This is a genomic window from Escherichia sp. MOD1-EC7011 (assembly GCF_002965005.1).
Lineage (GTDB): Bacteria > Pseudomonadota > Gammaproteobacteria > Enterobacterales > Enterobacteriaceae > Escherichia > Escherichia ruysiae.
The window spans coordinates 1-21,036 of record NZ_PTRD01000018.1 but is presented as its reverse complement, the minus strand read 5'-3'; the positions used below and the strand labels follow the sequence as shown (position 1 = coordinate 21,036).

The 21,036-nt window shown below is 54.3% G+C and carries 23 protein-coding genes and 1 pseudogene; 14 read left to right on the top strand and 10 right to left on the bottom strand.

What is annotated here, in order from left to right; all coding sequences use genetic code 11:
* Position 1: 1 nt before the first annotated feature.
* On the bottom strand, positions 2–337 hold the full coding sequence (locus A7098_RS08575) for a flagellar basal body protein (protein ID WP_065228186.1): 336 nt from the start codon (positions 335–337) through the stop codon (positions 2–4).
* 81 nt (positions 338–418) lie between these two features.
* Here A7098_RS08575 and flgA point away from each other — a divergent pair, with 81 nt between their 5' ends.
* The 5 genes from flgA (at position 419) to A7098_RS08550 (ending at position 5,663) form a co-directional block, all read left to right on the top strand.
* Entirely contained in the window at positions 419–1,156 is a 738-nt protein-coding gene (gene flgA / locus A7098_RS08570) for a flagellar basal body P-ring formation chaperone FlgA (protein WP_105280654.1), read from the top strand.
* An 80-nt stretch (positions 1,157–1,236) separates the two neighbouring features.
* Positions 1,237–1,515 (top strand): flagellar biosynthesis anti-sigma factor FlgM, encoded by a 279-nt coding sequence (gene flgM, locus A7098_RS08565; RefSeq protein WP_085460387.1) that lies wholly within the window; start codon positions 1,237–1,239, stop codon positions 1,513–1,515.
* 12 nt (positions 1,516–1,527) lie between these two features.
* Positions 1,528–1,956 carry a flagella synthesis protein FlgN gene (locus A7098_RS08560; protein ID WP_085460386.1) on the top strand — a complete coding sequence of 143 codons (429 nt, stop codon included), beginning with the start codon at positions 1,528–1,530 and terminating at the stop codon, positions 1,954–1,956.
* A gap of 127 nt (positions 1,957–2,083) precedes the next feature.
* A complete protein-coding gene (locus A7098_RS08555) occupies positions 2,084–3,013 on the top strand; it encodes a lysine-N-methylase (protein WP_105280653.1) in 930 nt (309 codons plus the stop codon).
* Between the two features lie 178 nt (positions 3,014–3,191).
* Complete coding sequence (locus A7098_RS08550) at positions 3,192–5,663, top strand: glycosyltransferase (protein ID WP_123056755.1); 2,472 nt, start codon at positions 3,192–3,194, stop codon at positions 5,661–5,663.
* A gap of 143 nt (positions 5,664–5,806) precedes the next feature.
* Here A7098_RS08550 and A7098_RS08540 read toward each other — a convergent pair whose 3' ends face one another.
* From A7098_RS08540 to A7098_RS08505, 8 genes are read right to left on the bottom strand one after another with little or no spacing between them, the layout of a single operon-like run.
* A complete protein-coding gene (locus tag A7098_RS08540) occupies positions 5,807–6,211 on the bottom strand; it encodes an adenylyltransferase/cytidyltransferase family protein (RefSeq protein WP_105280650.1) in 405 nt (134 codons plus the stop codon).
* A gap of 2 nt (positions 6,212–6,213) precedes the next feature.
* Positions 6,214–6,648: a flagellar export protein FliJ gene (gene fliJ, locus A7098_RS08535; protein WP_085460384.1), complete on the bottom strand. Its 435-nt coding sequence runs from the start codon at positions 6,646–6,648 to the stop codon at positions 6,214–6,216.
* A 2-nt stretch (positions 6,649–6,650) separates the two neighbouring features.
* The gene (gene fliI / locus A7098_RS08530; protein WP_105280649.1) at positions 6,651–7,988 is read right to left on the bottom strand and encodes a flagellar protein export ATPase FliI; all 1,338 of its coding nucleotides are present in this window, start codon (positions 7,986–7,988) and stop codon (positions 6,651–6,653) included.
* Complete coding sequence (gene fliH / locus A7098_RS08525; protein ID WP_105280648.1) at positions 7,981–8,691, bottom strand: flagellar assembly protein FliH; 711 nt, start codon at positions 8,689–8,691, stop codon at positions 7,981–7,983. The genes fliI and fliH overlap by 8 nt, the downstream gene beginning before the upstream one ends.
* Before the next feature lie 3 nt (positions 8,692–8,694).
* Positions 8,695–9,705, bottom strand: a complete 1,011-nt coding sequence (locus tag A7098_RS08520) for a flagellar motor switch protein FliG (RefSeq protein ID WP_105280647.1) — start codon at positions 9,703–9,705, stop codon at positions 8,695–8,697.
* On the bottom strand, positions 9,683–11,329 hold the full coding sequence (fliF, locus tag A7098_RS08515; protein ID WP_105280646.1) for a flagellar basal-body MS-ring/collar protein FliF: 1,647 nt from the start codon (positions 11,327–11,329) through the stop codon (positions 9,683–9,685). Before fliF ends, A7098_RS08520 begins: the two co-directional genes overlap by 23 nt.
* 4 nt (positions 11,330–11,333) lie before the next feature.
* A complete protein-coding gene (locus A7098_RS08510; RefSeq protein WP_089521203.1) occupies positions 11,334–11,675 on the bottom strand; it encodes a flagellar hook-basal body complex protein FliE in 342 nt (113 codons plus the stop codon).
* Positions 11,676–11,689: 14 nt separating this feature from the next.
* Positions 11,690–12,676, bottom strand: coding sequence for a sigma-54 dependent transcriptional regulator (locus tag A7098_RS08505; RefSeq protein WP_105280645.1), 987 nt, complete (start codon positions 12,674–12,676; stop codon positions 11,690–11,692).
* 372 nt (positions 12,677–13,048) lie between these two features.
* Here A7098_RS08505 and A7098_RS08500 point away from each other — a divergent pair, with 372 nt between their 5' ends.
* The 9 genes and pseudogenes from A7098_RS08500 to A7098_RS08460 all read left to right on the top strand — a co-directional run bounded on the left by A7098_RS08500 (position 13,049) and on the right by A7098_RS08460 (position 20,011).
* Positions 13,049–13,900, top strand: coding sequence for a FliM/FliN family flagellar motor switch protein (locus A7098_RS08500; RefSeq protein ID WP_000922510.1), 852 nt, complete (start codon positions 13,049–13,051; stop codon positions 13,898–13,900).
* Positions 13,893–14,264, top strand: a complete 372-nt coding sequence (locus tag A7098_RS08495) for a FliM/FliN family flagellar motor switch protein (protein WP_105280644.1) — start codon at positions 13,893–13,895, stop codon at positions 14,262–14,264. Before A7098_RS08500 ends, A7098_RS08495 begins: the two co-directional genes overlap by 8 nt.
* Positions 14,261–15,013 carry a flagellar type III secretion system pore protein FliP gene (fliP, locus tag A7098_RS08490; protein WP_085460377.1) on the top strand — a complete coding sequence of 251 codons (753 nt, stop codon included), beginning with the start codon at positions 14,261–14,263 and terminating at the stop codon, positions 15,011–15,013. The genes A7098_RS08495 and fliP overlap by 4 nt, the downstream gene beginning before the upstream one ends.
* 2 nt (positions 15,014–15,015) lie before the next feature.
* On the top strand, positions 15,016–15,288 hold the full coding sequence (locus A7098_RS08485; protein ID WP_000958542.1) for a flagellar biosynthetic protein FliQ: 273 nt from the start codon (positions 15,016–15,018) through the stop codon (positions 15,286–15,288).
* A 1-nt stretch (position 15,289) separates the two neighbouring features.
* The gene (gene fliR, locus A7098_RS08480; RefSeq protein WP_085460376.1) at positions 15,290–16,072 is read left to right on the top strand and encodes a flagellar biosynthetic protein FliR; all 783 of its coding nucleotides are present in this window, start codon (positions 15,290–15,292) and stop codon (positions 16,070–16,072) included.
* Entirely contained in the window at positions 16,062–17,201 is a 1,140-nt protein-coding gene (flhB, locus tag A7098_RS08475; protein WP_105280643.1) for a flagellar type III secretion system protein FlhB, read from the top strand. The genes fliR and flhB overlap by 11 nt, the downstream gene beginning before the upstream one ends.
* Positions 17,185–19,279 (top strand): annotated as a pseudogene (gene flhA / locus A7098_RS08470) (flagellar biosynthesis protein FlhA). Before flhB ends, flhA begins: the two are co-directional and overlap by 17 nt.
* A 104-nt stretch (positions 19,280–19,383) precedes the next feature.
* Positions 19,384–19,662, top strand: a complete 279-nt coding sequence (locus tag A7098_RS08465; RefSeq protein ID WP_000598760.1) for a type II toxin-antitoxin system HicA family toxin — start codon at positions 19,384–19,386, stop codon at positions 19,660–19,662.
* On the top strand, positions 19,655–20,011 hold the full coding sequence (locus A7098_RS08460; RefSeq protein WP_001030481.1) for a toxin-antitoxin system HicB family antitoxin: 357 nt from the start codon (positions 19,655–19,657) through the stop codon (positions 20,009–20,011). Before A7098_RS08465 ends, A7098_RS08460 begins: the two co-directional genes overlap by 8 nt.
* Positions 20,012–20,067: 56 nt before the next feature.
* Here the strand turns inward: A7098_RS08460 and A7098_RS08455 are convergent, their stop codons facing one another.
* Positions 20,068–20,817, bottom strand: coding sequence for a C40 family peptidase (locus A7098_RS08455; protein WP_123056751.1), 750 nt, complete (start codon positions 20,815–20,817; stop codon positions 20,068–20,070).
* Between the last annotated feature and the right edge of the window lie 219 nt (positions 20,818–21,036).

Sequence of the window (21,036 nt, the reverse complement as noted above, 5' to 3'; positions counted from 1 at the left end):
CTTATTTCCCTTCAATGGCCTCTCTGATGCCGCTGATTTGCAGATTCAGAAAGGTCAGACTGCTTTGATAATCCATACTATTTTGTGAAAACCGCGCCTGTTCGCTGTTCAGTTCCACGGTGTTGCCATCTTCCGACGGCTGCATCGGCACGCGGTACTGGACATCCACCGCCACGTTATTTGCCCGTTGCATCTCCCTGGCAAAATCAATATCTTTAGCCTTGAAATTTGGCGTATCAACGTTCGCCAGATTCGCAGTCAGTAGCTCGGTCCTCTCAAGACGTAACTTCACTGCCTGCGGATGTACTCCCAATGCCTGTTGAAAACTGATCCCCATTTCTTGCGTCACTCCTGCTTCAATCCGCATACGCTAAGCAATCGCCGTGCCAATTTTTAAGTAACTGATGAGAAAGGGTTTATGAGTTTTCAATTTTGCGGGCGGAAGATGTTCTTCCTCCTGGCGCTGGCCTTACCGGGCTACGCCGCCATCCATCCCGTGCAACACAGCGCGCGGGAACAGATCAACGCCCAGGTGCTGAGCGCCGCCAGCCAGCAGATTGAATCACTGGCACAGCAGCGGCAGTGGCATGACTATCGCTACACCTTTAACGTCTACATTCCCTCACAGATTGCGACTGCCGCGCCCTGTGCGACTACACCCGCCGTCACGCTGACTTCGCCAACTGACATAGCCCTCAACCGGATGAACTTCACCGTCAGTTGCCCGCAAAGCTGGCAGATGAACGTGGCGGTGCGCCCGGATGTGCGGGTGCCGGTGGTAATGGCAAAGTCAGTGATTGCCCGCGATACGCCGCTTACGGCGAATGATGTGGAGTTGAAGCCCTACAACGTCAGCGCCCAGCGACGGGATGTGCTGATGGCTCTTGATGACGCGATTGGTTTGAGCAGTAAACACGCGCTGCAACCGGGTAAACCCATCACCAAAGAAGAACTGGTTTCTCCGGTGCTGGTCGGGCGCGATCAACCGGTGATGATTGTTTACCAGAGCGTGGGGATCACCGCGTCGATGCCCGGCGTGGCGCTGAAAAATGGTCGCAAAGGGGAGATGGTGAAAGTACGTAACGCCAGCAGCCAGCGGGTCATCAGCGCGATGGTGGCGGAAAGCGGCGTGGTGACGACAGTGACCGCAGAGTAATTTGCGCAGGCGATTAAAGTTTTGCCCCACATTCACCGCTTTACCGGAGTAACACACCTTCAAACAGAGACGAGGTTGCGATGAAAATCACCCCGACTATGCCTGGCAATCGCCCAATTGCTACCGCTGCTGGCACCCGCCAGACCAGCAAAAGCACGGCGGCCACCACTACCACGCTGAGCGCCGACGACATTACCCAGGCAGGATTGCAGTCTGCCCAGCAAACGCTGAACGACCAGCAAGAGAGCGATATCGACAGCGACAAAGTGGCGCAAATGCAGGCGATGCTGGCCTCTGGCAGTCTGCAAGTGGACACCGAACAATTAGCCAGCGACATGCTGAGTTTTTTCCAGAACTAAGAGGCCGATAAAGTGAGTATTCGGTTGCAACAGGTAAAGGCGCTGCTACAGGGCATTCGCGACGATGACGCGCTGTATGATTCCCTGCGCGAACTTCTCCAGCGCCAGCGGATCTGCATGATTCGCCGCGCGAGTGAGGAATTACTGGCGGTGAATGATGAGATAACGCATCACTACGATCAGTTAAACAGCCACAGCCAACAACGCCACAGCCTGCTGAAATTTCTCGGCGTCAGTGTCAATCGGGAAGGTTTAGAGCAGATTTTTAACTGGTTACCCGCCGTACAAAAAGAGGCGGCACAACGCTTGTGGCAACGACTTGAACAAAAAGCCGAACGCTGTAAGGCGTATAACGATAAAAACGGTGAATTGTTGATTCGTCAGTATGAATTTATTCAGTCTTTTTTAGGCAGCGAAGCGGATTTTATTTATCAGGAATAATGACCATTCCTTCCCCCATAGCGGAAATGGATTTTCCGCCTGAAAAACAATTCTTTGTTTTATATTAAAAAATTTTCCGGCACGGTAATTGCAATTCCTGTTCAGCATTAAAGACTGGAAGCCTCCTATGAGTTTTATTGAATGTTACGAACCTGAATTTGTGCGCAAATTTATTGCACAACATCCTGGTTCGCCTTTGTATGTCCGCAAGGTATGGAAAAATGAAATTCGCCTGAGTCTGATGCTTACAGAGCCAGAAAGCTGCGAAGCGGTGCTCAACGACGCCAGTGCGTTTGAATTACAGCTCACCTATCGGTCTATGGAAGAGAGTGCCGGTGAGCTTTCCGCACGCGATGTGATATTAAACCAGGTCATTTTGAGCACCCTTACGCTCGCCGATTTAACCCCGGAATTGTCACTGTATGCCGTCGGTATCCTGCTCTCCCGCGCCAGTAAAATGCCGGGCAAGAATGGCGATACTCTGGCCCGTTTGACGACGCTGCCGCAGGCGCTGGCCGACCATGCGCGAAAAGGTACGCTACAGGCACAGTTCGCCCAGTTGCCACCTGTGCCACAGCTGGCACGCCAGCTGGTGACGCTGCTCGGAAGTTTTGCGTTTGACTGGTCGATTCTGCCGGAAAGCCCGCGCAAAGCCTCGCTGCCGTTGCAGGTTTCTTTACTGACATTGCATGACGCCAACAGCGAAGCCCTGTTACATCAGCAGCTTCAGGCACAGTGGCAAACTACCTGGCAGCAGCATTTCACCACTTCACCCTGGATTTTGCGTAATTACCTGATCTACCGCGTTTACCACGATGCGATCGGGCAGGCAGACGGGGCGGATTATTTCCCGCTGGTGTGCGATTTTTATCTCCTCCTCACGTTAATCAGTTTGTGGACGCTGGATGATTCTCCACTGCGACAAGAGGATATTTTCGCCCTTTTCGCCATGTTTGAACGCTGGCGAGTGAGTGAAAATGCTGCGGCGATTCGCCAGCAAATTCAGTCATTATGTGCCGCAGAGCCACTGCTGTCAGCTTTTTCGCTGCTGACGTGAGTCGCTCTGTGCGCGCTTTGCCCCTCACCCTAACCCTCTCCCCAAAGGGGCGAGGGGACCGATCGAGCACGGTGTTAAAATCGGCGCTGGTTTTCTCCCTCTCCCTGTGGGAGAGGGTCGGGGTGAGGGCATCAGCGCGCACATTCATCACATTCACCCATTAACTTACCCAAACACCATGCCAACACCAACCATCATTAAAACACTCGCCACCCACCGCGAAAAACCGTTTGTCAGCGTCGTCACGCCAACCTGGAATCGCAGCGCATTCCTGCCGTACCTGCTGTATATGTACCGCTATCAGGATTACCCGGCAGACCGCCGCGAACTCATCATCCTCGACGACTCCCCGCAAAGCTACCAGCACATCATCGACCGGCTGACCAATGACACGCCGGACGCCTTTAACATCCGCTATATCCATCACCCGGAAAAACTGCCGCTGGGCAAAAAACGCAATATGCTTAACGAACTGGCGACGGGCGAATACATCCTTTGTATGGATGATGATGACTACTACCCGGCAAATAAAATCTCGTACACCATCGCCATGATGCAAAAACACCGGGCGTTAATCTCCGGCTCCGACCAGATACCGATCTGGTACAGCCATATCAACCGCATCTTTCAAAGCCGCAGCTTTGGCTCGCATAACATCCTCAACGGCACCTTTTGCTATCACCGTAACTACCTGAAAAAGCACCGTTACGACGATAATTGCAGCCTTGGCGAAGAGAAAAGTTTCACCGACAATTTCAGCGTTAACCCGCTACAACTGCCCGGCGAGCGCACCATTCTGTGTATCTCGCACAGCCACAACACCTTTGATAAAGACTTTATTCTCGCAGCCAGTGCGCCGGTAAATACCGAACTGGGTGAAATCGTCGGCGATCCGCTGCTACGCAATGCTTATCTGAGTCTACATAACGCCACTCATCACCAGACGATCAACCATCAGGCGATCGATCAGGTCGTATTGATCAATCTGGATAAACGCCCGGATCGCTTACAGCAGATCCGTGAAGAACTGGCACTGCTGCATATTCCGCCCGAGAAGATCACCCGCATTGCCGCCTGCGAAGATGAAAACGGTCAACGAGGCCGCCTTCAATCGCACTTGCAGGCGCTGCGCCTGGCGCAACAGCACGGCTGGCAAAACTATCTGTTGCTGGAAGATGATGCGGTCATTCTCAAGCAGGAGAAACATATTCAGGTGCTGAACACCCTGCTTGCCAGCCTGACGAAAATCCCCTGGCAGGTGATGATCCTCGGCGGCGAAATTACCCAAGGAACGATGCTAAAAAGTTTGCCGGGGCTGGTGCACGCGCGGGACTGCCTTAAAGTGTGTGCTTATCTGGTGAACAGTCGCTACTACCCACAACTGGCGCAGCAGATGAGCAACAATGAGCACTCGCTGGAAGCCTGCTGGCAGCCGCTGCTGCGCGCCGACAAATGGCTGGCCTGTTATCCGAGCCTTTGTTATCAGCGACCAGGCTTTAGTGATATCGAGAAAAAAGTAACTGACAACATTAGTCACTACTTCAATAAGTTACCTGTAGCGACAAAGCCATCTGCGTTACCCATCGCCGACACCATCGGCTTTTTTATGGAAACCTCCTTTCACTACGCGCTGTACCGCCCCATCATCACCGCCCTGCAGGCGCAGGGGCAAGGCTGCACGCTGGTGATTAACGACCGCGTGTTTAAACCGTTTCTTGATGAAATGCTGGAAACGCTGAAAAGCATCGACGATCCGCAGCTTAAAGGTATGCGTCTGTCAGAAATGCAGGCACACGGTCAGCGAGTGAAATGCCTGGTCAGCCCCTACCACACACTCGCGCTCAATGGCCTGGCAGCGGTGAATGTCCGCGCCATGTACGGCTTAGCCAAAGAAACGTGGAACCACGCCGACTGGAACCGTTTTTATCAGCGCATTTTGTGTTACAGCCACTACAGCCAGCAGGCGCTGGCGCATTTTGGCAGCGCGAAAGTGGTTGGTAATCCGCGCTTTGACGCCTGGCATAACGGCACGTTCAACCGTGCGTTGCCGGAAAATATCAAACTGGACGAGCGTAAACCCTCCGTACTCTACGCCCCAACGTTTGGCGCATTAAGCTCCCTGCCCCATTGGGCTGAAAAATTGGGACGCTTAAGCGGTGATGTGAACCTGATTTGCAAACTGCACCACGGCACCCGCTCGCGCCCGGAAGAAGCGGCATCGCTGGCCCTGGCGCGCAGGCATTTAAAACAGCGCACCGACTCTGCTCAGCACACGCTGGCACTGCTGGATAAAGCGGATTATGTGCTGACCGATAACAGCGGTTTTATTTTCGATGCTATCCATGTTGATAAGCGGGTGATCCTGCTCGACTTTCCGGGCATGACGGAACTGCTCGATGGCGAGAAAAGCTACTCCTCGCCCGAAAGCGCCGACCAGCAAATCCGCGCGATATTACCCGTCGCCCACGATATGGCGGAACTGCGTTATCTGCTGTCAGAGGCGTTTGACTGGAAGGCGTTGCAGGCGAAGCTGGCGGAGATTCGCCACCACTATTGCGATGCGTTTATGGATGGCAAGGCGGGGGAACGGGCGGCACAGGTGATTGTGGAGGCGCTGGCGGGCAGGGAATCGTCAGGGATATGTCGATAAAATTCGATTTTTTAACATGTCGTTGGAATACGTTTATGCCATCGACATGTTTTAGGGATATGTCGAAAAAACGCGATTTTTTAAACATATTTAACATAGCCAAACGGCAGACGGCATCATCTTCTCTCACTACGGGAATTAAATCAGTAGGTGGCTGATTTACCCCTAATCACCTCAATAATCCCCGTCGTCGACACCGACGGCGTGCGGGGAAAATACACCACCTCACAAATATACGCAAAGCTATCAAACTTCCCTGCCCAGTCATCGCCCATCACTAAAATATCTGCACTGTAGCGGCGCAAATATTCCGCTTTCTGCTCCAGCGATTCCTCCAGAAAAACGCCATCCACGCACGCCAGCCCGGCGATAATCGCCATGCGGTCATCCTGATGGTATACCGGTGCTCTGCCTTTTTTGGCGATGTTCAGGGCGTCGGACGACACGCCGACCAGCAGCCGCTCGCCCAATGCGCGGGCGCGTTGTAAAAGGCGCAGATGACCGACATGAAACACATCGAAGGTGCCGAAGGTGATGACCGTTTTCATGGCTACTCCGCTAATTTGTGCCGCAGCCAGCACTGCACGGCGATATCGTCCACCGCTTTCTGCGCTTTCGCCGTGGCGCTTTCTTGTTGCTCGCGGCGTTTGTCGTCCAGCGTCAAAGCCACCACTTTCTCTTCGCAGGCCGCCGCCGTCAGGTTTTTCTGCATTCGCGTAGCTTTGATGTTGGCCAGCGTTTTTTCCTGCTCCTGCCAGGCGATCACCTTGCGCAGGGTGCCTTTGTAGCCGCTGACATTTTTCAGCGATTCCACCGACGCCGTCGCGCCTGCAGAGGTTTTCTCCACCAGGTAGCCTAACGCCTTGATATTATTGTCATAGCCCGCGCAAATCTGTTTTTGCTTTGCCAGCTCGACGGTTTTGTCCTTGACCGATTTATCCCGCAGGCGTTGCAACTGCGCCAGCGTGTCGATGATTTGTCGCATGGTTACTGTTCTGCCTTTTTGACGCCAGGAAAGAGGATTTGCAGGCGGCTTTGCACCAGTTCGAGGGAGGCGGGTTCGCGCATCTCCTGACGTAGAAATCGCTCGATGGTCGGGTACATTTTTACCGCCTTGTCGACGCTGGCGTCCGCGCCTGCCACGTAGCCGCCGAGCGGGATCAGCGGTTTGATCTCCATATAGGCAGCGTAGTGTTGTTTCATCGCGCGGGCAGATTGCTGATGTTCCAGGCTGGTGACCTGGTTCATGCAGCGGCTGATCGACTGGCCGATATCAATGGCCGGATAGTGCCCCGCTTCCGCCAGTTTGCGGGTTAACACGATATGCCCGTCCAGCACCGCGCGGGCGCAATCGACTATTGGATCTTGCTGGTCGTCGCCTTCCGCCAGCACGGTGTAAATGGCGGTCATCGATCCTGCGCTTTCGCTGTTGCCTGCGCTTTCGACCAGTTTGGGGATCATGCCGAATGCCGATGGTGGATAGCCTTTGGTGGCGGGTGGTTCGCCAAGCGAGAGGGCGATTTCACGCTGCGCCATCGCATAGCGGGTCAGGGAATCCACCAACAGTAAAACGTGATGTCCACGGTCGCGAAACCAGGCAGCAATAGAGTGGCACAGTTCAGTGGCTTTCAGGCGCATCAGTGGGGATTCATCGGCGGGCGCGACAACAACGATAGACTTTGCCAGCCCGTCCGCGCCCAGCGAGTGGTCGATAAACTCTTTCACTTCGCGCCCGCGTTCGCCAATCAGCCCGACCACCACAATGTCGGCTTTGGTCTGGCGGGTGATCATCCCCAGCAGTACGCTTTTCCCCACGCCACTTCCCGCCATCAGCCCGACGCGCTGGCCTTTGCCGATGGTCAGCAGGCCGTTGATCGCCTTCACGCCCACGTCTAACGGTTCGTCCACCGAACGGCGGGTTAAGGGATTAACCGATGGCGGCAGCGGCGGCAGAAGGTCGTTGCCGTTCAGGCGCCCTTTGCCATCCAGCGGTTCACCGAGGCCGTTAACCACGCGGCCTAACCAGCTTTCGCCTATCAGGATGTCGTGGGCTTTTTCTTCCGGGAAGACGCGCGCGCCAGCCATCAGACCGACCGGCTGTTTAAACGGCATTAAGTAGGTGATGTCGCGATTAAATCCCACGGCCTGCGCGTCGATCAGCGTGTGGTTGGCGCTTTCGATGCGGCACAGTTGTCCGGTCATTAGCGGGCAACCGACGCTCTCCAGCAGGATGCCGTTAAGGCGCACCAGTCGCCCGGCGACACGGGCTAATGGAATCGACTCCAGCGAGCGCAGCGCATTATCGAAAGCAGAAAAATCACTCACCCTGCGACTCCGGCGTCAGCGTTTCTTTCAGCGCGGTCATGCATTGTTCAAGGCGGTGCTCGCAGCCGATATCCAGTTCTGATTTATCGGTGATCACCCGGCATTCGCCCGGCGCTAAGTCGAGTGACGGCATCAGCCCCCATTCGTTGACTTTTTCCGGCACCGCGTCACGGATGCGGTTAAATTCTTCCGCACTCATCATCACTTGCAGGGTTTCCGGCATGGACGGGAACGCCGCCAGCGCCTCTTCCACCAGCGCCAGCAATTGCGTCGGTTGCAGCGCCAGTTCACAGCGGATCACCTGGCGGGTGACTTTTTCCACCAGTTGCAGCAAATCTTCCCGCTGTTTACGTTCGATATGGGCGAGGAAGTCGTTTACTTTACAGGTAATGGCTTCCAGCGGCTGCGCCGCCTCGACATACTGTTTGCGCCCTTCCTGCTGCCCGGCGAGGCTGCCTTCGGTGTAGCCCTGACGTCGCCCATCTTCAAACCCTTTTTGATGACCTTCAAGAAATCCCTGGTCGATCCCTTCGGTCATCCCCTGCTCAAAGCCTTTTTGCAGCCCTTCCTGAAAACCGTCTTTTAACTGGCGCTGGTAGTCGGCGGCGCTGATCCCTGCGGTCAGTGGTTCACTCGCCATAGCTCGCTGGCGCGGCGGAAAACGGTGCAGACGATAGCGCCCGCGCAGTGTTTCAATGGTCATGGGTTACTCCGCCGTCTGTTCCACAAAGAGCTGTAGCTGAATTTCGCCCGCCTCTTCCAGCTCACGGGCAATGCCCATGATTTCGCGGCGGATCTGTTCGATACGGCTGACCGGCACCGGCCCCAGGCGCGCGGTGATCGCTTCCAGTTGCTGAGCCTGACGTTTTGGCATTACCGCGTAAATGGAACGGCGCAGCAGAGCTTCAGTACCTTTCAGCGCCACCGCCCAGTCTTCCATCGGCACTTCGTCGAGCAGGCGTCGGCGCACCTCTTCGTTCTGGCGGCTGAGGATAAAGAAGTCGTACATCTCATCCTGAAGCTGTTCCAGCACGTCTTCGTCGCGCTCGCGCATCTGGTCGAGGATCACCTGCTGGTTGCCCTGAAAGCGGTTGACGATATCCGCCGCCTGTTTGATGCCTTTCACCTTCGAGCCGTGCTCCGAAAGCACCGACAGGCCGCGTTCGATCAGGCGGTCCAGTTCATCCACCACGTCGCGGTTGACGTCGTTGAGTTTCGCCACCCGATAGAGAATTTCGTTTTGTACCGATTCGTTGAGATATGAAAGCACCGCCGCCGAGATTTCCGGTGTCAGAAACGCGAGGAACACCGCCTGCAATTGCAGATGCTCTTCGGAGATCAGCATCGCCAGTTGGCGCGGTTCCACCCATTGCAGGCGCGCCATCCGCGAGCGGATCTCATCGCCATAAATGCCGTTGATCACGCTGCTGGCAATTTCCGTTCCGAGAGCTTTATTAAGAATGCCCTGCAACATAGAGCGCGATGCGCCGTTAATCCCGCTCTGTTCGCGGAACTCATCAAAAAAGTTGTTGATCACTTTGCGCGCCATGCTGGTTTTGACGCCGGAAAGCCGCGCCATGTTTTCGCTCAGGCGCACCACTTCTTCGCGGCTGAGTTTTTGCATCACCGTCGCCACCGCTTCTTCACCCAGACACAGCAGCAGGATCGCCGCCTGTTCCAGGTAGCTGTTGCTCTTATTTATTGTCAATTCGCTCATTGCTGGTAATCCATTGTCTGAGAACTTCGGCAACGCGATCGGTGTCGCTCATGGCCAGTTTTTGCAGGAACTCCAGCTTCACTTCGAGGCCAGAACTCTGGGACGGCAGACTGTCATCGCCGGGCAGCGAAGGCAGGTCGACGTTTTTACGCTCCTCTTCCGGCATGGCGATCCATGGTTCGCTGACGGCTTCCGGTTCTGGTGTGATAACCGGCGCACGTACTGCCGTCAGGCGTTTCATCAGCGGACGCACCACGAAGAGCAGTAGCAACAGTGCCAGCAGGCCGCAGCCAATCAGCCGCACCCAGTCCAGCACGCTGTCATCTTTCCACAGCGGAATGACTGGCTCGACCGGCACTGCCTGCGGCACAAAGTTGAGAAGCGATAACGAGAGATTGTCACCACGCTGGGCATCAATACCGGCGGCATTGTTCAGCAGCGCAGTAAGCTGTGTGGTCTGCTCCGGCTTCCAGTTTTTCAGCGCCGGGGCGTTTTGATTGAGCACCACCGCCACGTTGAGGCGTTTCACCGCAAAGCCGGGATGCTGAATATGCTGGACGCTGCGGTCGTATGAATAGTCACGCTTGCTTTCGCTGTGTTTGGATAACGCTTCCGGCGAGCGATTTTCTTCCGCACCGTTGGTCATCTGATTCGCCGCAATCGGCGGACGGTTGCTGAGCGAACCGGGCACGCCCATCGCCACCTGATTGGTGTCGCTGTCCAGTACGCTCTCTTCACGGTTGATTTTCGGTGCGTCGCCGTAGTGTTCCTGGGTTTCGTCGATAGTGCTGAGATCGAGATCCGGCATCACGCTGACGCGGTAATTTCCCGTACCGACCAGCGAATCCAGCACGTTCGCCACGCTGGCGCGGGTTTTGTCCTGAATATCTTTCAGGATCTGATCGCGTTTACGGGTAGCGGCAGAGACCGCCTCGCCCGCGCCGATGCCGTCGGTCAGCAGATTTCCCGCCTGATCGACGACGCTGACTTTGCTGGCATGCAGCCCCGGAATGCTGCCGGAAACCAGATGCACAATGGCGTTCACCTGGTCCATATTCAGCTTCGCGCCGTAGTGCAGACGCACCACCACCGAGGCGCTATTTTGCGGCTCATCACTGACCACAAACGAGCTTTCTTCGTTGAGCGCCAGATGCACCCGCGCGCTCTCCACCGCATCCAGCGACATGATGCTCTGCGCCAGCTCCCCTTCGAGGCTGCGTTTATAGCGCACGTTCTGCACGAACTGGCTGCTGCCGAGCACTTCGTCTTTGTCCATCAGCTCGTAGCCGCTGGGCAATATCGCCTGCACGCCTTTCGCGGCAAGGGTCATGCGCGCTTTCGACAATTCATCTTCCGGCACCAGAATTTGCCCGCTTTGCGGGTCGATGCGGTAGTTGAGTTTTTCGCCGTCCAGCACGGTGACAATCTGCGACACGGGCAGATTTTCCTGGCGTCCGTAGAGCGAGACGTAGCCGCGATTAGCAGTCCACAGCACGCTGACGATAATCGCCGTTGCCGCAACGGCAAGCCCCACTCCCGCCATCAATGCCCAGCGTTTGTTATCTGCGAAACGCAGTCGAAACGCCGGAAACGCCTGGGTTAACTTTTTGATCAGTTCATTCATAGTGTTAGATCGACATACTCATCAGATCGTTAAATCCGGTGGCGATTTTGTTGCGCACCTGCACCAGCGCGGAGAAAGAGAGCGACGCCTGCTGGCTGGCGATCATCGCACCTGCCAAATCATCACTTTTGCCCGTGTCGATAGCCGTTTGCTGCTGCTCCGCCACCTGCTGGAACTGGTCAACGTGACCGAGCGCGCCGTACATAATGCGGTTAAATGAAACGTCTGGGTCGGTGGAACTGAAGGTCATGGCGGGCAGCACCGGTGCCTGGGCGTTGGCCTGCATCCGCTGCACATCCTGCATGATTTGCGCCTGCATGGTGCTGTTGATTGTGGTAATGCTCATTTTTAACTTCCGGGTCAGGAGAAAACTTCGATACCTTGCTTGCGCATGGAGGCCAGTCGATAGCGCAGTGCGCGCGGGGTAATGCCTAACAGGTCGGCAATTTTGCTGCGGTTGCCCTGATATTTACGCATCAGGTCGGCGATATATTGATATTGTGCGCTACGCCCGTGCTGACCTAAATCGCGGGTTTCGGCAATGTGTGCGGTGGGCTGAACAGGCCATTGCAATTCTGTCTTTTCGGTTACATCTGTTTCTGGCAGACCTAATGCGTCCGGGAAAATCACGCCGTCGCGATTTAAAATCATTCCCCGCTGAATGGCGTTTTCCAGTTGACGAACGTTGCCGGGCCAGCGGTAATTCAGCAGCGCCCGGCGGGTAGATTCTGAAAGGGTGATGTTTTTCACCAGCACCGTTGAGTATTTTTTAATAAATGACTCTGCCAGCGGAATAATATCGTTCAGGCGTTCACGCAGCGGCGGCATGGTAATGGGAATAACCGCCAGACGATAATAGAGATCTTCACGAAAACGCCCGGCAGCCACTTCCTGCTCAAGATTTTTATTGGTACAAGCAATCAGGCGAAAATTGAGTTTAATTTGTCGGTTGCTGCCTAATCGCTCGACCTGTTGTTCCTGCAACACGCGTAATATTTTGGCCTGTAATGCCAGCGGCATTTCACCAATTTCATCGAGTAATAAGGTGCCATTATTCGCCAGTTCCATTTTCCCCGGCACGCTGGCAATGGCACCGGTAAATGCGCCTTTATCGTAGCCAAATAAGGTGGATTCCAGCATGTTTTCTGGGATCGCCGCGCAGTTCACGCCGATATAGGGCGCGTTTTCATTTTCACCAAAGGCCACGGTGTGAATATATTTTGCCACGCACTCTTTGCCCGCGCCGGTTTCGCCCTGAATCAGGACCGGCACGTTAAAGGCGGCGACACGCTTTGCCAGAGTAAAAGCGTTAATGCTGGAAGCGGCAGTTGCAATAAGTTCAGACATAGGGTGAACGATATCAGTAGCGACAATAATCAGGATGTTCTGAAGCGTATCACCGGCAGGATTAATAAGTTTGAATTAAACGATAATAAAAATATTATTTTAGTTTAAACAATGAGTTAGATATTAATACTGCTAATTGCGACATCTGTGACGCCCCCTCACCCTACCCCTCTCCCCGGATGGGGCGAGGGGACAGACCGCAGACTGATTGGCGAAAATCACTCCCATTAAGCAATTAATCGATTAATTATTTTTTCACCCGATTAATAATTTGCCCCTTTATCGCTCCCTCTATTTAATACCTCACCTTGTGTCACTGCCGGACTTGCGGACACAGAAACACCCATACCATTACAGCAGAGAAAGTAAGCCATGCTGAAGTACAGTAAAACGCCAGGCATCTTTAAATTAGAAGGTAATCGGCTCGGACGCCCCTACCATCGCCTGCCGACCCTGTTTACGGGGAATTTTGATGTGATTGATTCACATCTGGGCAGCTATTTTCTCAAAAAGCATCGCAGCAATATCACCTTAAAAAAGATTGGCTGCGAAATGGATATTATTAATAAAAACGCTGAACTGATGGTTTCCCAGGTCGGGCATCTGGCGTTTGATATTGATCGCTCCTTGCTATTAATGCTGCTGGGCAATTTTTATGGTCTGGAATCATCTCTCGAAGAGGCGAAAGCGCACAACGGGCTGCCAACCAAAACCGAAACGCGTTTAAAGAACCGTCTGGCGCTGGATATCTGCACCCTGATTTTTAATCTGCAAACCTCCGGTATTGCGCTGAAATTAAAGCTGGACAGCAGCACGGTTATTACCCACTGGGCATATCAATTAACCTTTACCCTTGCGGGCGACGAAGAGAGCAGCTTTCGTATTTTGCTCGACGACGCCCACACCGATTTTATTTTGAATCTGATCCGCCACAGCGAGCACAGTAAACCGCAGCAGGTGGCGAAATCCGTTAATAAACCGGCCCTGATTAAAGAAATCATCCGCTCCCTGCCGCTGACCCTGAACGTCAAAATCGCCGAGCTATCGATGAATGTCGCCGATCTGGCGCAGATAAAAGCCGGGGATATTTTACCCATATCACTGGGAGAAACGTTCCCGGTGGCGATTGGGCAATCTGAATTATTTAGCGCCCTGATTGTGGAAGACAAAGACAAACTGTTTTTGTCGGAGCTGGCGGGCAAAAATGAGAATAGCCATGAGTAAGCAAGAAGATATTTTAGCCGGGGATTTTGGCCTCACTGATGAAGTTGTGCCTGTCTCGAAATCCCCCGACGCCGAAACGCTGGTCACCCGCCTGGAAGACCGCTTTTCCGACTCGATGACGCTGCTGAAACGCATTCCGGTGACCTTAACGCTGGAGGTGTCGTCGGTGGAAATTATGTTAGCCGACCTGCTTAACATCGACGACGACACGGTGATTGAACTGGATAAACTCGCCGGGGAGCCGCTGGATATTAAAGTGAACAATATCCTGCTGGGCAAAGCGGAAGTGGTGGTGGTCAACGAAAAGTACGGCCTGCGCGTGCTGGAGTTTAACACCCGCGACATCAACGATCTGGCGCCATGAAACGCCGCACTCAACTGACGCTGGGTCTGGCGTTACTGACGCTCGCGCCGCTGGCACTGGCTCAGGGCGGAGATATTGCGCTGCTTAACGTGGTGACCCACGGCAACACCCAGGAATACAGCGTCAAAATTCAGGTGTTGATTCTGATGACTCTCGTCGGTTTGTTGCCGACGATGGTGCTGATGATGACCTGCTTTACGCGCTTTATTATCGTGCTGTCGCTGCTGCGCCAGGCGCTGGGGCTGCAACAAACGCCGCCGAACCGCATTCTGATTGGTATTGCCCTGGCGCTGACCATGCTGGTGATGCGCCCTGTCTGGCTCAATATTTACGACCATGCGGTGGTGCCGTTCGAAAACGATCGGATTACCCTGACCGATGCGTTGAGCACCGCCGCTACGCCGCTGAAACGCTTTATGCTGGCGCAGACTGACAAAAAAGCGATGGCGCAAATCATGACCATCGGCGGCGCGAAGGGCAATGCTGCCGATCAGGATCTCTCGATCGTGGTGCCCGCCTATGTGTTGAGCGAGCTGAAAACCGCTTTCCAGATTGGCTTTATGATTTACATCCCGTTTCTGGTTATCGACCTGATTGTCGCCAGCGTACTGATGGCGATGGGGATGATGATGCTGTCGCCGCTGATTGTTTCGCTGCCCTTTAAGCTGATGCTGTTTGTACTGATCGACGGCTGGTCGCTGACCATCGGCACGCTCACCACCAGCATTCGCGGGCTGGGGCTGGGCTGATTATGTTGACCGTAGACGTAGCCGCCGACATTGTCGCCAGCGGCATAAAAGTGGTGATTTTGCTGGTTTCCGTACTGGTGGTGCCGAGCCTGCTGGTCGGCCTGCTGGTGAGCGTGTTCCAGGCGGTAACGCAGATTAACGAACAGACTCTGAGCTTTTTGCCGAGACTGATTGTCACGCTGGTGGTGCTGGGGGTGTGCGGCAAATGGATGATTATCCAGTTGCACGATCTGTGCATTCACCTGTTTACCCAGGCCGCGTTGCTGGTTCATTGAGATGCGCACAAGCGACGTGACGCAATTGATGGATCTGGCGCTGGGGCTGTGGTTTCCCTTCGTGCGCATTATGGCGTTTCTGCGCTATGTGCCGGTGCTGGATAACAGCGCCCTGACCGTGCGCGTGCGGATTATTATGGCGCTGGCGCTGGCGATCATCATCACACCGTTAATTCCGCATCCCATTCCCCACGACCTGCTATCGCTCAACAGCCTGATCCTGACGGTGGAGCAAATTTTATGGGGCATGTTGTTCGGGCTGATGTTTCAGTTTCTGTTTCTGGCGCTGCAACTGGCCGGGCAAATTCTCTCGTTCAATATGGGGATGAGCATGGCGGTGATGAACGACCCAAGCAGCGGCGCATCGACCACCGTGCTGGCGGAGCTTATCAACGTCTACGCGATCCTGCTGTTTTTCGCCATGGACGGGCATCTACTGCTGGTGAGCGTATTGTACAAGGGCTTCACCTACTGGCCGATTGGCAACGCGCTGCATCCGCAAACTCTGCGCACCATCGCGCTGGCCTTTAGCTGGGTGCTGGCGTCCGCATCGCTGCTGGCGCTGCCGACCACTTTTATCATGCTGATTGTGCAGGGCTGCTTTGGCCTGCTCAACCGCATTGCGCCGCCGCTAAATCTCTTTTCGCTCGGCTTTCCCATCAACATGCTGGCGGGGCTGGTCTGCTTTGCCACCCTGCTCTACAACCTGCCGGATCACTATCTGCATCTGGCGAATTTTGTATTGCAGCAACTCGACGCGCTGAAAGGTCACTATGGCGGATAGCAGCAGCGAAGAAAAAACAGAAAAGCCCTCGGCGCAAAAGCTGCGTAAAGCGCGCGAAGAGGGGCAACTGCCGCGCTCGAAGGATATGGGGCTCGCGGCGAGCCTGTTTGCGGCGTTTGTGGTGATCTCCAGTAGTTTTCCGTGGTACGCCGATTTTGTGCGCGAGAGTTTTATCAGCGTGCATCAGTACGCGCAGGAGATTAATAACCCGGACGTTATCGGCCAGTTTCTGCGCCATCATCTGTTAATTCTCGGCAAGTTTATTCTCACCTTGCTGCCGATGCCCGCCGCCGCGCTGCTCTCTTCGCTGGTGCCGGGCGGCTGGCTATTTCTGCCGAAAAAAATTCTCCCGGATTTCAGCAAAATCAGCCCGTTAAAAGGCATTGGGCGGCTGTTCTCCAGTGAACATCTGGCGGAAACGGGGAAGATGACGGTGAAGTCGGTGGTGGTGCTGGTGATGTTGTGGATTAGCCTGCGCAATAACTTTACCGCCTTTCTCGGCCTGCAGGCGCTACCGTTCAAACTGGCAATTAACGATGGTTTGTCGCTCTACGCCAGCGTGATGCGCAACTTTGTCATCCTGTTTATTTTCTTTGCGCTTGTCGACGTGCCGCTGGCAAAAGCCCTGTTCACTAAAGGTCTGAAGATGACCAAACAGGAGCTGAAAGAAGAGTACAAAAATCAGGAAGGTAAGCCGGAGGTGAAGGCGCGAGTGCGGCGTCTGCAACGGCAACTGGCGATGGGGCAAATCCGCAAAGTGGTGCCGAAAGCCAACGTGGTGATCACCAACCCGACCCACTACGCCGTTGCGTTGCAGTATGACTCGTCGCGTGCCGCCGCGCCGTTTGTGGTGGCGAAAGGCACCGATGAAATCGCCCTCTATATTCGCCAGGTCGCTACTGAAAATCAGGTGGAAGTGGTCGAGTTCCCGCGACTGGCGCGCTCGGTTTACTACACCACCCAGGTGAATCAGCAAATTCCGTTTCAGCTTTACCGGGCCATCGCCCACGTTCTGACCTACGTCCTGCAAATGAAACACTGGCGCGACGGCGCACAGCCGCGTCCGGCTCTGAACAGACATATTTCCATTCCCAAAGAGGTGCTTAAACTGGATGGCGAAAACAACTAAATCGTTCCTCGCGCTGCTGCGCGGCGGCAATCTCGGCGTACCGCTGGTGATCCTGTGTATTCTGGCGATGGTTATTCTGCCGCTGCCGCCTGCGCTGCTGGATATTCTGTTCACCTTCAACATTGTGCTGGCGGTGATGGTGCTGCTGGTGGCGGTGTCGGCGAAAAGGCCGCTGGAATTCAGCCTGTTCCCGACCATTTTGCTAATAACCACTTTAATGCGCCTGACGCTCAACGTCGCCTCTACGCGCGTGGTGTTGCTGCACGGCCATCTCGGCGCAGGTGCGGCGGGTAAGGTGATTGAGTCATTTGGTCAGGTGGTGATTGGCGGCAACTTTGTTGTCGGTTTCGTGGTGTTTATCATTCTGATGATCATCAACTTTATCGTCGTCACCAAAGGAGCCGAGCGTATTTCCGAGGTTTCTGCCCGCTTTACCCTGGACGCGATGCCCGGTAAGCAGATGGCGATTGACGCCGATCTTAACGCCGGGATTGATCAACCAGGCGCAGGCGCAAACCCGGCGTAAAGATGTTGCCAGCGAGGCCGATTTCTACGGCGCGATGGACGGGGCATCGAAGTTTGTACGCGGGGATGCCATCGCCGGGATGATGATTCTGGCGATCAACCTGATTGGCGGCGTCTGTATCGGGATTTTCAAATACAACCTGAGCGCCGACGCCGCCTTCCAGCAATATGTGCTGATGACCATCGGTGACGGGCTGGTGGCGCAGATCCCTTCCCTGCTCCTCTCCACTGCGGCGGCGATTATTGTCACCCGCGTCAGCGATAACGGCGATATCGCCCACGACGTCCGCCACCAGTTGCTGGCAAGCCCGCCGGTGCTCTACACCGCCACCGGGATCATGTTTGTGCTGGCGGTGGTGCCGGGAATGCCGCACCTGCCGTTTTTGCTGTTCAGCGCCCTGCTTGGCTTTACCGGCTGGCGGATGAGCAAACGCCCGCAGGCGGCGGAGGCGGAAGAGAAAAGCCTCGAAACGCTGACCCGCACTATCACCGAAACCAGCGAGCAACAGGTCAGTTGGGAGACCATCCCGCTGATCGAACCCATCAGTTTAAGCCTCGGTTATAAGCTGGTGGCGCTGGTGGATAAAGCGCAGGGCAACCCGCTCACCCAGCGAATTCGCGGCGTGCGGCAGGTGATTTCCGACGGCAACGGCGTGCTGCTGCCGGAGATCCGTATTCGGGAAAACTTCCGCCTCAAGCCCAGCCAGTACGCTATTTTCATCAACGGCATTAAGGCTGATGAAGCGGATATTCCGGCGGATAAACTGATGGCCCTGCCCTCCAGCGAAACTTACGGCGAGATAGACGGCGTGCTGGGGAATGACCCGGCGTATGGGATGCCGGTGACCTGGATCCAGCCTGCGCAGAAAGCGAAGGCGCTGAATATGGGGTATCAGGTGATCGACAGCGCCAGCGTGATTGCCACCCATGTGAACAAGATTGTGCGCAGCTATATCCCTGATTTGTTTAACTATGACGATATTACGCAGTTACATAACCGTTTGTCGTCGATGGCGCCGCGCCTGGCGGAAGATTTAAGCGCGGCGCTGAATTACAGCCAGTTGCTGAAAGTGTACCGGGCGCTGCTGACCGAGGGCGTTTCCCTGCGCGATATCGTCACCATCGCCACCGTGCTGGTCGCCAGTAGCACGGTGACCAAAGATCATATTCTGCTGGCAGCTGATGTGCGCCTGGCGTTGCGGCGCAGCATTACCCATCCGTTCGTGCGCAAGCAGGAGCTGACGGTGTATACGCTGAACAATGAGCTGGAAAATCTGCTGACCAACGTGGTGAATCAGGCACAGCAGGGCGGCAAAGTGATGCTCGACAGCGTGCCGGTCGACCCGAATATGCTCAACCAGTTCCAGAGCACGATGCCGCAGGTGAAAGAGCAGATGAAAGCGGCGGGGAAAGACCCGGTGTTGCTGGTGCCGCCGCAGTTACGTCCTTTGCTGGCGCGCTATGCGAGATTGTTTGCGCCGGGGCTGCATGTGCTGTCGTATAACGAAGTGCCGGATGAGCTGGAGTTGAAGATTATGGGGGCGTTGAGTTGATTGGGGGGATTATTTCACCCTTTGCAGAATCTGACACCATTAGTTGACGTCATATTATAATCGGACTACGATGACACCATACAATGACGTCATGGATTGATAGTATGATTAAGGTCAGCGCGTTAGGCTCTCGCCATAGAAAAACATTCGACGATGTTATGACGGAGCCGCCAAAATCTGGAATTAAATGGGATGATGTTGTTGCACTCATTAAAGCCGTGGGTGGAACAATAAAAAATAACAATGGTTCCAGACGGAAATTTCAGATTGGAACGACCAAATTCAGTACACATGAGCCACATCCAAAAAATGTGATGGATAAAGGCGCAGTAGCAGGTCTTAAGGAGTGGTTTGTTAACTGTGTAGGGGTAGATTATGAATAAAGCATCGAACATTATTACGATTAAAGGTCAACCAGCCGCAGTGACATTTGAAGCTGATATCAACGCATTTCGCGGCAAATTCCTTAATGTAAATGGTTATTGCGACTTTGTGGCCACAAGCATTGAAGCATTGTACCGTGAAGGTGAAAGCGCGCTGGATGAGTGGATTGCAGATTGTGAAGAGGACGGCATTGCCCCTTTTCGTGAAGAAGAAGAGCAAAAACGCCTGACGCTGCGCGTTCCTCATCACATCGATTCACGGCTGACCATCGTCGCCAGGCAACATTCCATTTCAAAAAACCAGCTCATTGTTGATGTCTTAGAACGTGAGTTTTCAGCCCAGATGTAAACAGGCCGGATGCCGCATGGCATCCGACCCTTTGCCTGATCGTCAATATTACCCATTTACAAAATTGTCTCTTCCGTCAAAATCCGTCGCGCGCCCAAAAAATGATCCTGCCAGAAAGGTTCGGCTAAGCGACTTATCCGAATGGTTTCCCCGGTGCGTGGCGACTCGATAAACTGTCCATCGCCCAGATACACGCCCATATGGTCAGCTATCTCACGGCTATGAATATGGAAAAACAGCAAATCCCCCCGGCGCAGGTCGTTGTTCGCCACAATCGTCGCCCGATGGTAGTGATACATCTCATTCGCCGTGCGCGGAAGTTTCGCCTCGAGGATCTTGTTGTAGGCATAAAAAACTAACCCGCTACAGTCGAAGCCTTTATCGGGCCGCGTGCCGCCCCAGACGTAGGGCTTACCAAGCTGCAGCTCCAGGCGGTGGATCGCTACTTCGGTAATGTTGTGCAGATGATTGCTGCTTAAGAAATGGTTGTTCTCTGCCAGTGCCTGCCAGCGTCTGTCACTCGCCTTGAGTGGCGCAGGAAACCATTCAGGATGCTGTTTTATCTGTTCGCGGTTATGCTGGCGCAGCGCCTTTCTGCTTTCGGCATTGCCTTCCACAATATAGCTGACCTGTTTTTTCAGATGGGTTTGGTACTGTTTTAATAAACGCGCACGGTTTTGCATCCGCTGGCGGGCGGCGTAGCTGAAAGAGATGTGTGATGTGGTGGCGCTGGCGAGTACAGGAAGCAAAACGCATAACGAAAACACGCCTGGATGCAGAAATCTGCCGTGAAAGAACGAAGACATGAAGGACATAAACCGGCTGAATGAAGGTGAGAATTTTAAAAGACCGAGGGAGTAAACGGGATTATTAATTGCTTATTTGCATATTAATATTGGGGTTTCATAATCTTAGGAAATAAGTAATTAATCCGCGATACATACGCTTTTCGGACTTTTGAAAATTGTAGTGGTCAACAAAAACTGGCCACAGCTTTAGAGTTTTTCCAGAACAATCGTTCTGAT